At 56.3% G+C, this 15,120-nt stretch carries 17 protein-coding genes and 1 riboswitch; of the genes, 13 read left to right on the top strand and 4 right to left on the bottom strand.

Annotation, left to right across the window (positions count from 1 at the left end):
• Positions 1-25 precede the first annotated feature (25 nt).
• The 13 genes from RX717_RS00865 (at position 26) to RX717_RS00810 (ending at position 11,180) form a co-directional block, all read left to right on the top strand.
• Positions 26-760 (top strand): ABC transporter ATP-binding protein, encoded by a 735-nt coding sequence (locus RX717_RS00865; protein ID WP_159068121.1) that lies wholly within the window; start codon positions 26-28, stop codon positions 758-760.
• Positions 747-1,451 carry an ABC transporter ATP-binding protein gene (locus RX717_RS00860; RefSeq protein ID WP_054328356.1) on the top strand — a complete coding sequence of 235 codons (705 nt, stop codon included), beginning with the start codon at positions 747-749 and terminating at the stop codon, positions 1,449-1,451. Before RX717_RS00865 ends, RX717_RS00860 begins: the two co-directional genes overlap by 14 nt.
• A 25-nt stretch (positions 1,452-1,476) precedes the next feature.
• Complete coding sequence (locus tag RX717_RS00855) at positions 1,477-1,851, top strand: cupin domain-containing protein (protein WP_054328357.1); 375 nt, start codon at positions 1,477-1,479, stop codon at positions 1,849-1,851.
• Positions 1,852-1,885: 34 nt separating this feature from the next.
• A complete protein-coding gene (locus RX717_RS00850) occupies positions 1,886-2,725 on the top strand; it encodes a transketolase (protein WP_107631256.1) in 840 nt (279 codons plus the stop codon).
• A 20-nt stretch (positions 2,726-2,745) separates the two neighbouring features.
• The gene (locus RX717_RS00845; protein WP_107631257.1) at positions 2,746-3,717 is read left to right on the top strand and encodes a transketolase family protein; all 972 of its coding nucleotides are present in this window, start codon (positions 2,746-2,748) and stop codon (positions 3,715-3,717) included.
• Positions 3,718-3,729: 12 nt separating this feature from the next.
• Complete coding sequence (locus RX717_RS00840; protein ID WP_107631258.1) at positions 3,730-4,758, top strand: zinc-dependent alcohol dehydrogenase; 1,029 nt, start codon at positions 3,730-3,732, stop codon at positions 4,756-4,758.
• 59 nt (positions 4,759-4,817) lie between these two features.
• Entirely contained in the window at positions 4,818-6,263 is a 1,446-nt protein-coding gene (locus RX717_RS00835; protein ID WP_390125245.1) for a 4-hydroxyphenylacetate 3-hydroxylase family protein, read from the top strand.
• A gap of 29 nt (positions 6,264-6,292) precedes the next feature.
• A complete protein-coding gene (locus RX717_RS00830) occupies positions 6,293-7,609 on the top strand; it encodes an acetyl-CoA hydrolase/transferase family protein (RefSeq protein WP_316960496.1) in 1,317 nt (438 codons plus the stop codon).
• A 667-nt stretch (positions 7,610-8,276) separates the two neighbouring features.
• On the top strand, positions 8,277-8,654 hold the full coding sequence (locus tag RX717_RS00825; RefSeq protein ID WP_054328171.1) for a helix-turn-helix domain-containing protein: 378 nt from the start codon (positions 8,277-8,279) through the stop codon (positions 8,652-8,654).
• 10 nt (positions 8,655-8,664) lie between these two features.
• Complete coding sequence (locus RX717_RS00820) at positions 8,665-9,942, top strand: sigma-70 family RNA polymerase sigma factor (RefSeq protein ID WP_316960495.1); 1,278 nt, start codon at positions 8,665-8,667, stop codon at positions 9,940-9,942.
• A 59-nt stretch (positions 9,943-10,001) separates the two neighbouring features.
• A complete protein-coding gene (locus RX717_RS00815) occupies positions 10,002-10,427 on the top strand; it encodes a hypothetical protein (RefSeq protein ID WP_107631261.1) in 426 nt (141 codons plus the stop codon).
• Between the two features lie 302 nt (positions 10,428-10,729).
• Entirely contained in the window at positions 10,730-10,972 is a 243-nt protein-coding gene (locus RX717_RS15835) for a helix-turn-helix transcriptional regulator (protein WP_082397365.1), read from the top strand.
• Positions 10,944-11,180, top strand: a complete 237-nt coding sequence (locus RX717_RS00810) for a DUF6514 family protein (protein ID WP_054328168.1) — start codon at positions 10,944-10,946, stop codon at positions 11,178-11,180. The genes RX717_RS15835 and RX717_RS00810 overlap by 29 nt, the downstream gene beginning before the upstream one ends.
• A 60-nt stretch (positions 11,181-11,240) precedes the next feature.
• Here the strand turns inward: RX717_RS00810 and RX717_RS00805 are convergent, their stop codons facing one another.
• The 4 genes from RX717_RS00805 to RX717_RS00790 all read right to left on the bottom strand — a co-directional run bounded on the left by RX717_RS00805 (position 11,241) and on the right by RX717_RS00790 (position 14,818).
• A complete protein-coding gene (locus RX717_RS00805; protein ID WP_054328167.1) occupies positions 11,241-12,869 on the bottom strand; it encodes an FAD-dependent oxidoreductase in 1,629 nt (542 codons plus the stop codon).
• Positions 12,870-12,902: 33 nt separating this feature from the next.
• Positions 12,903-13,466 (bottom strand): alkyl hydroperoxide reductase subunit C, encoded by a 564-nt coding sequence (ahpC, locus tag RX717_RS00800; RefSeq protein WP_054328166.1) that lies wholly within the window; start codon positions 13,464-13,466, stop codon positions 12,903-12,905.
• An 80-nt stretch (positions 13,467-13,546) separates the two neighbouring features.
• The gene (locus tag RX717_RS00795) at positions 13,547-13,738 is read right to left on the bottom strand and encodes a hypothetical protein (RefSeq protein ID WP_159068122.1); all 192 of its coding nucleotides are present in this window, start codon (positions 13,736-13,738) and stop codon (positions 13,547-13,549) included.
• Between the two features lie 6 nt (positions 13,739-13,744).
• The gene (locus RX717_RS00790) at positions 13,745-14,818 is read right to left on the bottom strand and encodes a 6-phosphofructokinase (protein ID WP_054328165.1); all 1,074 of its coding nucleotides are present in this window, start codon (positions 14,816-14,818) and stop codon (positions 13,745-13,747) included.
• Between the two features lie 203 nt (positions 14,819-15,021).
• Positions 15,022-15,111: riboswitch (ZMP/ZTP riboswitch) on the top strand.
• Positions 15,112-15,120 lie beyond the last annotated feature (9 nt).

The following is a 15,120-nucleotide window of genomic DNA, read 5'->3' as shown; positions in this document are numbered from 1 at the left end:
TATGTACGAAGCGAGGGATAAGAAAATGTCAGTAATCGTTAAAATGGAACATGTGACCAAGCAGTTCGGCGGCCTGACAGCGGTAAACGATTTTTCCGGCGAGATTGAGAAAAACGCGATCGTCGGGCTGATCGGCCCCAACGGCGCCGGCAAGACCACCCTGTTCAATATGATCGCCAACTACTACCACCCGACCAGCGGCAAAATCTATTTCAAGGACCAGGATATCACCGAGGCCAGGACCGAGGACATGGCCAGGATGGGGCTTGCGCGCACCTTCCAGGTCACAAAGCCGTTCGGCGACATGACCGTGCTGCAGAACATCATGGTCGGCGCGTTCCTGCACACCACCAACGCCAGGCAGGTGGAGCAGAAGGCGCGTGAGGTTGCTGGTCTGGTCGGCATGACCTGCGATCTGGATATGATCGCCAACAACACGACCACTGTGGACAAGAAAAAGCTGGAGATCGCCCGCGCGCTGGCGGTCGGTCCGGAGCTTATTCTGCTTGATGAGGTCATGGCCGGCTGCAACCCGCAGGAAAAGCTCGAGCTGGTCGACACTTGCCGCAAGGTGCGCGACGCGGGCGTTACCATCCTGATCATCGAGCACGATATTAAGACGATCATGTCCCTGTGCGACAAAATCTACATCCTGCACCGGGGCGAAAAGCTGGTGGAAGGCACGCCCGAGCAGGTCGCCAACGACAAGCGTGCGATCAGCGCCTATTTGGGGGAGGATTTTGACAATGCTGAAAATTAGCGATTTACGCACCGGCTACAACGGCGGTGAAATTGTCCACGGCATTTCGCTGGAGGTGCCGGACAATCAGATCGTCGCGATCGTGGGCGGCAACGGCGCCGGCAAAAGCACACTCATCAAGGCGATCACCGGCCTGATTCCGCTCACCAGCGGCACGGCGGAATACAACGGCGAAAAGCTGAACGGCCTCTCCCCCGACAAGATCATGCAAAAAGGCGTCTGCCTGGTGCCGGAGGGCCGCCAGCTCTTCCCCAACATGACGGTGGAGGACAATCTCGACATCGGCTCCTGCACCAAGGAGTCCCGCAAGCGCCGCAAGGAAAACAAGGAAGAGATGTTCCAGATTTTCCCGCGCCTGCTCGAGCGGCGCCGGCAGCTCACCGGTACGCTCTCCGGCGGCGAGCAGCAGATGGTCGCCATGGCCCGCGCACTGATGAGCAACCCCAAGCTGCTGATTATGGACGAACCCTCCTGGGGCCTCGCGCCGATCCTGGTGACCGAAATGTTCCAGACCATCGAGATGATCCGCGACCGCGGCACCGCGATCCTGATTGTGGAGCAGAACGTCGGTAAGACGCTGTCCATCTCGGACTGGGGCTATGTCATTGAGAACGGCACGGTCGTCATGCAGGACGTGGGCAAAAAGCTGCTGCAGGATGAAAGCCTGAAGAAAGCATACCTGGGCATTTGACCGGACGGAAAGGAGCCGATAGCCTATGCTCAAATTCACTGTTGACAGCGTAAAAGGAAAGGTCATCAACCCCGGCACCATCAACGAGCGGCGGATCAAGCTGTTCGCCTCGCCCTATTCGCCCGCCAGACGGGACGCCTACGGCTGCGGCATGGCCCTGATCGACCCGGGTCAGGTGCATGAGGAGCACGCGCATCCGGACAGCGAGGAGCTGATCTTCGTCGTCCATGGGACCGGCACAGGCCGGATCGCAGGGCAGGAGGTGCAGGTGCAGCAGGGCGACCTGATCGCGATCGAAAAAGGAGAGCCGCACCAGTTCCGCAACACCGGCGCGGAGCAGCTCCGGCTGCTCTGGATCTACTCGCCGCCCGGGCCGGAAAAGAAGTTCTTAGACGGTTGACCAAAACAATCCCTGAAAACCGAAGGAGATCATTATGTTAAGTGCCGAAAAAATTCGGGAAATGAAGGTATTTTCCAAGCAGGTGCAGATGGAGGTCGTAAAAATGATCGCCGGCCTGGGCGTGGGGCATCTGGGCGGCTCGCTGTCCATCACCGACCTGCTCTCCGTTCTGTACTGCAATCAGATGCGCTACGAGCCTAAAAACCCCCGCTGGGAGGGGCGTGACTGGTTGGTGCTGTCCAAGGGTCACGCCGGTCCGGCGCTGTACGCCACGCTCGCGCTCAAGGGTTTTTTCCCCGTGTCCGAGCTGGCAACGCTCAACCGCCCGCACACCAACCTGCCCAGCCATGTCGACCGGACGAAAACCCCCGGCGTTGATATGACCTGCGGCTCGCTCGGCCAGGGCGCCTCGGCCGCCGCGGGCATTGCGCTCGCGCTGCGGCTCGACCACAAGGATAACCGCGTGTTCGCCGTGTTCGGCGACGGGGAGATCGACGAAGGGCAGGTCTGGGAAATGGCGCTGTTCGCCGCCCAGCGCAAGCTCTCCAACCTGATCGCCTTTGTCGATTACAACAAGCTGCAGCTCGACGGTACGACCGACGAGGTCTGTGCCTTGGGCGATATCACCGCCAAATTCCGCGAATTCGGCTGGTATGCGCAGGAGGCGGACGGCCACGACGTTGCGGCGATCAACACGGCCATCGAAAACGCCAGGGCGCAGTCGGATAAGCCCTCCATGATCGTGCTGCATACGATCAAGGGCAACGGCTGGAGCAAATCCGCCGGCCAGGTGGGCAGCCACAGCCGCGGCCTGACAGCGGAGGAGCTGGAAGAGGCGCTTTCGGAAATGCAGTCTACGATCGACTCGTATTAAGTCCGCAGGAGGATAGACTTATGCAATTTCAGTTAGAAGAAAAGCTCAGCAACGACCCCGTGGAAATGCGTTCGGTCTTCTGTGACACACTGATGGAGCTGGCCGGGCAGAATCGGGACATCATGGTACTCGACGCGGACCTGATGGGCGCGATGGGTACAAAGCCCTTCGCCAAGGCATTTCCCGAGCAGACCGTAGACTGCGGCATCCAGGAGGCGAATATGATGGGCGTGGCCGCGGGCCTGTCCGCGGCCGGCAAAATCCCGTTCGCGCATACGTTTGCGCCGTTCGCAACACGCCGCGCGTGCGACCAGATCTTTGTATCCGGCGCTTACGCAAAGCTCAATGTCAAGATCGTCGGCTCGGACCCCGGCATCACGGCGGCGCTCAACGGCGGCACGCATATGCCGTTTGAGGATATGGGCATCATGCGCGGCATACCGACCATGACCGTGCTGGAGCCGGTGGACACCGTTATGCTGCGGGATCTGATGCGGCAGATTGCCGGCGTCTACGGCATGCATTACATGCGCCTCGTCCGGAAGACAACGGTCCGTGTCTTCCATGACGGCGCGACTTTCGATATTGGGAGAGCCGTGCTGCTGCGCGAGGGAACGGACGTCACGATCATCGCCTCCGGCTTCTGCGTCGCGGAAGCGCTCAAGGCGGCGGCCGCGCTGCAGGAACAGGGCGTCAGCGCCCGCGTACTCAACATCTTCACTTGGAAGCCGATCGACGCGCAGGCAATCATCGCGGCGGCCGCGCAGACCGGCGCAGTCGTGACTGCGGAAAACCACAATATCATCAACGGCCTGGGCAGCGCGGTGTGCGAGGTCCTGTGCCAAAACCAGCCCGCACCCCTCGAGATGGTCGGCGTACACGATGAATTTGGCGAGGTTGGGCCAGTGGATTACTTGGCCGACCGCTTCGGCCTGACCGCACCCTATATTGTGGAAGCGGCGAAAAAAGCAATCGCCCGAAAAGCACGGTAAGGAGGCTGTTATATGAAAGCATTGGTTATTGAAGAGCCTCTCAAAATGCACCTAACTGAGATCCCCCGTCCGGAGCTGGAAAGCGGCGAGGCGCTGATACGGGTGCAGTACATCGGTATCTGCGGCACGGATATCCATGTGTTTAACGGCCACCATCCCACGGCGGTGTTCCCGCTGGTACCCGGCCACGAGTTCGTCGGAGAATTGGTGCAGATCAGTGGGGAGGGTGCCGAGGGTTTTGAGCTGGGCGACACGGTCGTCGCGCAGGAGCTGCTGACCTGCGGACGCTGCGACGCCTGCGCCAAGGGCGAGGACAACGTCTGCGAGCATCTGAAGATCATCGGCGTACACGCGGACGGCGGCTTTGCCGAATATGTGCGCGTAAAAACCAGAAAGATGTACCGCGTCCCCAAAAGTGTGGACCTGCGGCGGGCAGCCCTGATCGAACCACTCGCGGTGGCGGTCCATGACGTGCGCATGAGCGGCCTGAAGATCGGGGAAAGCGCGCTCATCGTAGGCGGCGGCCCGATCGGCCAGCTCATCGCCTGCGTTGCCAAGGCCGCGGGCGCGCGCAGGGTGGTCGTTTCCGAGGTCGTGGAAAGCCGGCGCGTGCTGGCGGAAAAGCTCGGCTGCATCGCCCTCAACCCGCTCGACCACGATTTCGCGGCCAAGCTGCTCGCCGCGAACGGCGGCAAGCCCTACGACGTCAGCTTTGAGGCCGCCGGCGTCCCCTCCGCTATCACCAACTGCGTCGATTACACCAAGAATACCGGCACCATCGTCCAGATCGCCATGACGCGCGAGCCTTATCCGGTGGATACCGGCAAGCTGTTCGCCAAGGAGCTGCGCGTACAGGGGGTACGCATCCACAGCCAATATGCCTTCTCCTGCGCGGTCAATCTGGTTTCCTCCGGCATGCTGGACGAGGCGCTCGACCTGCTGATCAGCAAGGTATTTCCCTTTGACGCGGTCGCGGACGCGTTCGACTATGCGGAGACGCACAAGGATGCATTCAAGGTGCTTGTCCGGATCGGATCATAACATCTTCCATACACCTTTTGTACCGATATTTATCAAACAAGAAAGGATACTTGATCGATATGATGACCAAAGACCAATATATCGAGTCCCTGCGGAAGCTGCACCTGAACCTGTACAGCTTTGGGGAAAAGGTGGAGAATCCGGTGGATAACGCGATCATCCGCCCGTCGCTGAACTCGTTCGCGGCGACCTATGAGCTGGCGGAGGATCCGCAGTACGAGGACCTGATGACCGCGACCTCCAACCTCACGGGCAAGAAGATCAACCGCTTCACCCATCTGCATCAGTCCACGGACGACCTGATCAAGAAGGTGAAGATGCAGCGCCTGCTGGGGCAGAAGACCGCCGCCTGCTTCCAGCGCTGCGTCGGCATGGACGCGTCCAACGCGGTCTACTCCACCACCTATGAAACCGACGAGGCGTGCGGCACGCATTACTTTGATAACTTCGTGAAGTTCTGGACCGACGTGCAGGAGAACGACTGGGCGGTGGACGGCGCGATGACCGACGTCAAGGGCGACCGCAGCCTGTCCCCCTCCAAGCAGGCGGATCCGGACCTGTTCCTGCATGTGGTGGAGCGCACGGCGGACGGCGTTTACGTCACGGGCGCGAAAGCGCACCAGACCGGTTATATCAACAGCCATTATGTGCTGGTGATGCCGACGATCTCGATGCGCGAGGGGGACGAGGACTACGCGATCTCGTTCGCCTGCCCGACGGACGCGGAAGGCATTACGCTGATCCTTGGGCGGCAGTCGTGCGACACGCGCAAGACCGAGGAATACAACGACATCGACGTGGGCAACAAGGTCTACGGCGGGCATGAGGTGCTGGTGATCTTCGACCATGTGTTCATCCCGAACGAAATGATCTTCCTGAACGGGGAGGTGCAGTTCGCGGGCATGATGGTAGAGCGGTTCGCGGGCTACCACCGCCAGAGCTACGGCGGGTGCAAGGTAGGCGTGGGCGACGTGCTGATCGGCGCGACGGCGCTTGCGGGCGATATGGCAGGCTCGGCGAAGGCCAGCCATGTAAAGGATAAGCTGATCGAGATGACGCACCTGAACGAGACGCTGTACTGCTGTGGCATCGCATGCTCCAGCCAGGGAACGAAGACAAAGAGCGGCAACTACCTGATCGACCTGCTGCTGGCGAACGTATGCAAGCAGAATGTGACGCGGTTCCCGTATGAGATTGCGCGGCTGGCGCAGGACCTTGCGGGAGGTCTGATGGTGACGCAGCCGAGCGAGGCGGACTACCGGAATCCGGCGACGCACGACTACATCGAGAAGTACCTCAAGGGGGTGGCAAGCGTGCCGACCGAGGACCGCATGCGCGTGCTCCGGCTGATCGAGAACATGACGATGGGTACGGCCGCGGTTGGCTACCTGCCCGAGTCCATGCACGGCGCAGGCTCCCCGCAGGCCCAGCGCATCATGATCGCACGACAGTCCAACCTCGAAATGAAAAAAGAACTCGCCAAGAAGATTGCCCGTATCAAGTAATCGCAGGCATTGGAAAGGCGGAAAGATCAATGGATTGGAGAACCTATTATAAGGAGCATACGATGACGCCGGAGCAGGCAGTTTCGGTCATCAAGGATGGCGATCGGGTGGTGTTCGGCCACGCGGTCGGCGAACCGATCATTTTCCAGCGGACAATGGCGCGCTTGGCGGAACAGTTCCACCAGGTTGAGGTCGCGCATATGGTTTATCTCGGCTCGGGCGAGTACCTGCAGCCCGGCATGGAGCCGCATTTCCGCCACAACGCACTGTTTGTCGGCGGGCTGGCACGCAAGCCGATCGCGGAGCACCGCGCGGATTATACCCCTGTGTTCTTTTCCGATGTGCCGCGTCTGTTCCGCGACGGCACGCTGCCTGTCGATGTGTTCGCGTTTACCTGTTCCCCGCCGGATGAACGGGGCTATGTCAGCCTCGGTCTGTCCTGCGATTATGGCGCGCAGACGGTCAAATCCGCCAAAACCGTGATCGCAGAGGTCAACCCGAACATGCCGCGCACCTATGGCGAAACCTTTGTGCATGTGTCCGAAATCGATGGTTTCCTGTGCTCTTGGGAGCCGCTTCCCGAATCCAGGCCGGCGAAAATCAGCGACGCCGACCGGCAGATCGGCAAATATATCGCCGGCCTGGTGCAGGACGGGGACTGCCTGCAGCTTGGCATCGGCGCGCTGCCCGACGCTGTCTGCTCTTTTCTGGGGGAAAAGCACGACCTCGGCCTACACAGCGAAATGATCTCGGACGGCATCCTGCCGCTGCTGGACAGCGGCGTGATCACCGGCAGACGCAAGCAGCGCGATACCGGCAAGATCACGGTGACATTCCTGATGGGGACGCGCCGGCTGTATGATTATGTGGATAACAACCCGCTTATACGGATGCTTCCGGTGGATATTTGCAATGATCCCGCGGTTATTTCACAAAACGACAACGTGGTTTCGATCAACTCCTGCGTGGAGGTAGACCTGCAGGGACAGGTCTGCGCCGAGGCCATCGGCCTGCGGCAGATCTCGGGCATCGGCGGACAGATGGACTTTGTGCGTGGCGCGAACCTTTCCAGAGGCGGACGGTCGATCATCGCCCTGCATTCCACAACCAACGACGGTTCAGCCTCCAAAATCGTACCCACGCTGACGACCGGCGCGCCGGTCACGACCAGCCGGTGCGATGTCAACTATATCGTGACGGAATACGGCGTGGCGCAGCTTCGCGGCCAGACGCTGCGGGAACGCGCCCGCCGTCTGATCACCATCGCACATCCCAGCTTCCGCGAACAGCTCGCCGCGGAATATGAGCAGCGCTTCGGGGAAAAGCTCCCGCTTTCTCCCGTCTGACCGTGCGCTTTCTCTTTTACGATACACTTCTTCACTTCTCTTTCTTCTCCGTCCAGACGGGGTATCCCTCCGTCTGGACAAACCACAGGCGCCCGCAGCGTTTTGCTGCGGGCGCCTGTGGTTATTTTTACCGTCTGGCCACTTTCCGGTGGCCGCCCGAATAGTTGTCGGCACCGCAATCGGGAGAAGCGGCGGAATAGCGACCTCCTCATACGGCCTGGTTTCCAGCGCCGCGTAATCCCAGCTCGAGCGGCCGTTGGTCGCCACCGCAGCAACCGCCTTGCCTATGTCGATGCCACCGCCGCAGTCTGTTTTTCTTTTGCGCCGGCCGCGTTTTGCCGTATTGTCCCGTACATGCCGGATGTGTAATTGCATTTATTGATTACCTATTAAAAATATGATATAATTGGACGAAAAAGCATGAATTATTCACTTAATTTACCAAAATAATACTATTTTATACAATTTCTTCATTTTCTTTTTTGTCATCCTAGAAGAAATTCCTCATATTTCCAATGCTACCACTTAAATTTGTATAAAATCCGTTTTTTTACAAGTCACACCATTAAATTACCGCTTATAATTGGACTATTTCCATAAAACGACTTCTATTATCAGAGTCTTTGGGGAATCTATGTTGTATCATCAATGCAAGAGGTGATTCTCCATGTACTCTCATTTTATCGGCCAGCGCATTACGCAGCTTCGGCTTGAGAAGGATATATCCGAATACCAGCTCTCTTTGGAGTTAGGCTTAAGCAAAAGCTATATTCAGGGGATCACTTCGGGTAAATCGCAGCCTTCGGTCAAGCAGCTGCTCAATATATGCGACTATTTCGGTATCACACCCGCTCAGTTTTTTGACACCGATCCGGCGGCCACCCTGCTGTTTCATGAAACAGTTAATACATTAAAAGGACTCAACGACAGCGATATCAAACTGATTTTAAATTTTGCCCAGCGCATACAGGAGCTTACCTCGGAAAAACTGCCCAGCCCCCCATCCGTGCCGGCTTCTAACTGCCCTATCATCCCACAGAAATGAGTATGCTGACATGATATCTTTTCTTTTCGCCAAAACCGAAGAAAATGACCCCGCATCACAAGCCCTGCTCATCCATCTTTATGCGGATCACTACGGTCTATGGGTGAGCAAACTCAATTCGTTTTCCGGCATTGACGATGCCAACGATATCATTCAGGATACCTTTGTAGCAATGCTTTCCAAAACTGAACTGCTGAAAACGCTTCCCGAAGCAAAGCAGATCGCTTACATAACCAAGTCACTTCTCAACCGTGCGCGGCGGGTATACTCCAACCGAAGCCGCTACAAGGTAACGGATGAAATCGAAACCGGTCTGGCGGACCGGTCGATCGATCCTGCGCTGCTGTTTGATAAAAAGGCAACCGCCGAAGCGTTCCGGCGCGCGTTGGAGCGCTTGAGCGACCGAGACCGCGAGCTGCTGCTCGATAAATACTTTGAGGACCTGCCCGACGCCGCGATTGCAGATCTGGTCGGGCTCAAGCCGGCGTCTATCAGAAGCGCTCTGACCAGAGCGCGCCGGGCTTTGAAAAAGAACTGGAAAAGGAGCTCGAAGATGCGTAACGACTCTTTTGAATATAAAGGGACCGACAAGGAAGCAGAACTCCAGAACCATCTGGAGGAGGCTTATCTGCGTCTGATGATGCAAAAATATATGGAGCAGTATGGGGAAGAACTGCTTGAAGAAGAGAAAAACCTGCCGGACGGCGTACCCAAGCAGCCGACCGAGGCGCAGATTCAGCAGTTGAAGGACAAGCTGGCGCAGGCTGCCCAAAAGTCCGCGCCCCCGAAGCGGCGCCGTATTGCAAAGCGGCTCATTCCGGTGGCGGCGGTGCTGATCGCGCTGTTTTTGGCCACCTTGGCGAACGCCGGAGCGAGGTCGAAATTCTTAAATTTTTTCAATACGGATAGCTCTGTTGCAACCGAATACGGAACACAAGATAATTCTAATCAAAAATATAACTTTGATTATCTTCCCCAAGGATTTAGTCAACATATGTATACAGAAATAGATAATTCAACTCGTATTTACTTTGTAAATATAAACAATGAAAATGAATATATTCTTATTAGTATTACAGACAATGACCGTTCGGTTATAACAGACACTGAAGATGTTGACATAATTTCATCTATAACAATAAATGGAAAGGCAGGCCAACTTTTTAAAAAAGGTGAACTTTGGAATCTGATTTTTACTGATCCGTCTACTGGCTGCACATTCCTATTACAATCTCAAATTAATCAAGACGAACTGATCAAAGTAGCTGAAGGAATTTCCGAAAAATAATTGGTGCAAAATTTACTCTGCTGTATTTATTAAATGGAGGATAAATCAGGAGGGTAAAAATGAAAAAAAGGCTACTATGTATATTCGCTATTTTGAGCATGATATTAAGTTCGAATTTCGCCTTTGCAGTTGATGTGTCAACTAAAGAAGACAGTGATATCGAATTAATGTATGAACAGGTTATGAATATGTCTGCCGGATTAAGTATCTCTAGTTTCGGGCAGGCGACCTGTTCAGGATTTGCAAGCGTACATCCTGGCTACAACATCCGCATGACTATAGAACTCCTAAAGATGGAAAACTATTCTTGGAAATCAATTAAGTCTTGGGTTCATACTGGCTCAGGTGTTGTTGGTGTGAATGCAAGTGATACATATTGGGTAGACCACGGCACTTATACTACTAAAATTACCGTTTATGTGACAGATTCTAATGGAAATTACATTGAATCTCCTTCCACTACTTCAGTAATAAAGGAATACTAAAATATAAAAATAAAAAAACATCCTCCACCCATCCTGAAAGGCTTGCCTCCGCGCAAGCCTTTCTTTTTCCATAAATTGTATTAATTTAAAAATATTTGTATATTTTTCCTGCAACCGCATATAAATTCAATCGACAAATATCGCGCTTTAATTCAGGATTTCCGACACTATTTCCCTTTATTTTTCCGCTAATTATTGGATTAAAAGGAAATTTTCGTCATTTTCCACAACCTGAACTATGAGTTCGTTTCTGTTTCATTTTTCGTGGTTTATGTTTCCTCTAAAGAAGGAGGTAATAAACCATGTCTCTAAATTCTACAATTTCTCGCGAACTCTTCAAAGCGCGCACCCAGCACGGCTGGACGCAACAACAGGTCGCTGAGGCGGCCTCGATCTCGGTACGCTGGTACCAGCATATTGAAAAAGGGACGCATCTTCCCAGTACGCCTGTTATGCTCCGGCTGATCATCCTACTCGAAATTGATGTCACGTCATTTACTCAGGAGGTCGGTCTCAATGCCACAGCTTCAGTATTATCCTGTTAGAGAAACGCTCTTTTCCGCGGAGGCCGGAACACGGTATGTCTCCTTCGGCCTGCGCTGCTGCGCGCCGGAACAGGGCGTTCCGCAGCTTGCTTTTATCCCTGATGTCTCTTGCGACGAGATTTTTGTCCGCGGCCTGGCGGACAGGTTCACCAGGCATCAGCTATCACCCTGTCATTTTCTCGACGCGGTGCTGGATTCCCTTTGCTGAATCCAGACCAGCCGCATAAAACAGCGCCGAAGCGGCTCTACAGCCGTTCCGGCGCTTTGTTTATCCTTTTTGTTCGTTCCGTATTAGGTCCATCACCTGCGCCATGTTCTTTTTGCCGAATGAAACCTTGCCGTCATTGACGACCAGACACGGTACGCTCATTACATGGTATTGCTCCCGCAGCATGGGGAAATGGTTCAGGTCATATACCTCCGCGGAAACCAGCGGACTTTCCGCCGCAATGCGCTGCGCCGCCGTGACCAACTCCGGACACATCGTGCAGGACAGGGAAACCAGTATCTTCAACTCGACCGGCTTGTCCAGCGCTTCCACCGCCGCCTTTACCGCAGGCTCGATGGCCTGCCCCGGCCCTGCCGCGTTGTACAGCCCCAGAACGAACGAGGTAAACTCATGCCCGCCCGGCACGCCATGGAACGCAAGGCCGGTCGGCGCGCCGTCCGCGCGGCAGATGCGGACAAACGGCTGGTCCGCCGCTTCGGACTGTACCACTTCGACCGACAGCTTATCGGTCAGGCCGGCCAGTTCCTCCATATAGGCTTTCAGTTCCGCCGAAACCGGACGGTCGTCCAGATACAGACACAGCCGCAGCGGGGACGCCATCTTGTCAAACACCGTATGAAGCTGCGCCAGCATATCGGCTGAGAACAAGCCGTCCTCCGCCGCTTGCGTTGCCTGCACGGGCGATTCCGGCTCCATCTGCGGCTTTTGCGGGATCAGCCCTGTTTTTCGCTGCAGCTCGGCCGCGCAGCGCTCTATCTCGGTCGCCGCGAGCGCACCGTCACCGACCGCGGTCACAACCTGACGCAGGCTTTTCACGCAGACATCGCCCGCCGCATACACCCCGGGAAGCGTGGTGCGCTGGCACGCATCGGTCACAACATAGCCCTGTGCGTTCAGCTCCGCCTTGCCTTGCAGCAGCGCGGTATCCGGCTGGTAGCCCGCAAACACAAACACGCCGAACGTATCCCCCTCGGGCGGACGGTACTCGGTGACCTCGCCGGTCTGGCTGTTGCGGTAGCGTAGGTAACGCAACGCCGTATCGCCCGACACCTCCTCCACCTGGGTATGCGTCCGTACGGTGATCTTCTCGTGGCTGCGCGCCGCAGCCGCCGCAGACGGCGCGCACTTGAAATCGTCGCCCCGTATCAGGATGGTGACATGCCTGGCATACTTGGTCAGGAACACGCCCTCCTCCGCGGCCGCGAAGCCGCCGCCGACCACAAAAACATCCTTGCCGGTGAAAAACTCGCCGTCGCAGGTGGCGCAGTACGCCACGCCATGCCCGCGGAACGCCTCCTCGCCCTTAAAACCGACCATCCGCGGGTGCGCGCCGGTCGCCAGCAGGACACAGAAGCACCGCAGGTCGCCCCGGCTGGTGCGGACCGTTTTGATATCCCCGTCCAGTTTAAGCTCCGTGACCTCGGCCAGCAGGAATTCCGCGCCGAAGCGCTGCGCCTGCCTGCGCATTGTTTCGGTCAGGTCCGCGCCGCTGGCGCGCTCCACCCCGGGATAGTTGACCACCTCGGCCGTAATCGTGATCTGCCCGCCGAACCGTGCTTTCTCCACAACCAGTACACGGTAACGCGCACGCGCCAGATATAATGCCGCCGTCAATCCAGCCGGACCGCCGCCGACAACAACAGCGTCATACAAAACATCTTGGTTCATCCTATGCTCTCCCCGCTGTTTTCCGCGACGCCCTTACAACTGGCCGACCAGATCCAGGCTGGGTTTGAGCGTTTCCGCGCCCGGCTGCCACTTGGCCGGACACACCTCGTCGCCATGCTCGGCAACAAACTGGCTCGCCTGTACGCGGCGGAACAGCTCGTCCGCGTTACGGCCCACATTCCCCGCCGTTACCTCGTAAGCAACGATCCGGCCCTCCGGATTGACGATGAAGCTGCCGCGCTCCGCCAGGCCGTCCTTCTTGATATACACCTTAAAGTCCTTTGCCAGCGCGTGCGTCGGGTCCGCCAGCATCGGGTATTCGATCTTCTTGATACGGTCGGAGGTGTCGTGCCATGCCTTGTGGACAAAATGCGTGTCACAGGACACCGCATAGATCTCGCATCCGACGGCCTTGAACTCCGCATACTTGTTGGCCAGGTCCTCCAGCTCGGTCGGACACACAAAGGTGAAGTCCGCGGGGTAGAAGAAAAACACGCTCCACTTGCCGAGGATATCCTTCTTGGTGACGGTATGAAACGCATTATTCTGATAGGACTGCACGGAAAAATCGCTGATTTCCTTATGAATCAAAGACATAAACAAAACTCCTTTTTATTTTTAGTTAGCAATAGCTAACTTATTTTTGATTATATATTTCATTTGATAGTTTGTCAAGTTTAGACAGGGATATCCTTATCATTCTGGAAAAATTCCGGCATTGGCCCTGTTTTACCTCGCGGAAGCTGTGAATTCTGTCCAAAAACGGATATTTTCCGCCGCTCCGCCCTGTTAGCATGTCCGGACGCTTTTGTTTTATCCGTTTTCGGCAAAAAAGCACCGGAGCTATGCTCCGGTGCTTTTTCATCCATTTCGGGTCAGTCCCCCATGGACAGCCCCAGATCGCGCGCCGCCTGCACGATATCGCTGTCCGGCGGGACGGTCTTGAGCTTGCCCGCCACCTCGGACAACGGCACGGGGACGATCTTATCGTCCTGCACCGCAACCATGTTGCCGAACTTCCCGTCGCGGATTAACTGGGCCGCCGCCACGCCCAGGCGGCTGGTCAGCAGGCGGTCCGCCGGACAGGGCGCGCCGCCGCGCTGGTAATGGCCGGGGATGGTCACACGGATCTCCTGGCCGGTCAGCTCCTTCAATTCCTCCGCGATCCGGTAGGAGATCGAGGGATACGGCATGGCTTCCCGAGCGGCCTTGAACTCCTTTTTGCTCATTTTCGCCTCCTCCTGGCTGATCGCGCCCTCGGCGACCGCGAGGATGGAGAAACGCTTGCCGCTTTTTTCTCGCTTCTGGATGGCCTTGGCGATGGCCTTGGCGCTATACGGGATTTCCGGAATAATGATTACATCCGCGCCGGACGCAATTCCCGCGTACAGCGTCAGCCAGCCTGCCTTATGCCCCATGACCTCCACAATGAACACACGCGAATGCGAGAACGCGGTCGAATGGATGGAATCGATGACCGTTGTCGCGATATCGACCGCGGACTGGAAGCCAAACGTCATCTCCGTCCCCCACAGGTCATTATCGATCGTCTTGGGCAGCGTCACCACATGAACGCCATGCTCGGACAGCAGATTCGCGGTCTTGTGCGTGCCGTTGCCGCCCAGAATCACCAAACAGTCGAATTTGGCCTCCTTAATGGTTTTGAGCATTTTCTCGAGCTTGGTTTCCTCGTTCTCCTCCGCCTTGAGCATGGATTTGAACGGCTGGCGCGAGGTGCCAAGAATGGTGCCGCCCACCGTCAGGATATCCGAAAAATCGGATTCCTTCATCTCATGGTAATCTCCCTCGATCAGCCCGCGGTAGCCGTCCCGAATCCCGTACAGGGTCAGCTTGTCCCCAAATTCGTTATACAGCGTCTTCGCCACGCCGCGCAGCGCGGCGTTCAAGCCCTGGCAGTCGCCGCCGCTTGTCAGCATTCCGATTCTCATGGCAGTTCTTCCTCCCATTCGTTTTTATATCCTTATCATACGCCATTTTCCCCCGCTTGTGAAGAGCTTACCCAAGGTTTTACACAGTTTTACATTTGTTCGCTTTTTGACGGGACAGGCAGACTATGCTGTTTTTTTCACAAAATTTTTGTCAGTTTCGGCAGTTGCCTTTCCCTGCCCGCTATGATATCCTAAAGCCATGACAGATTCCCTGCGACTGACGGGCAAGGTGGAGCGTAAACCACCGGGAAGCAGGGGTTCCGCAATAAATGCCGACCGTCTGGGCAGTGTCGCAAGCAACA

It is taken from the genome of Intestinibacillus sp. NTUH-41-i26 (genome assembly GCF_032769475.1).
GTDB lineage: Bacteria > Bacillota > Clostridia > Oscillospirales > Butyricicoccaceae > Agathobaculum > Agathobaculum ammoniilyticum.
The sequence above is the reverse complement of the archived record's forward strand: the minus strand, read 5'-3'. Positions and strand labels throughout refer to the sequence as shown.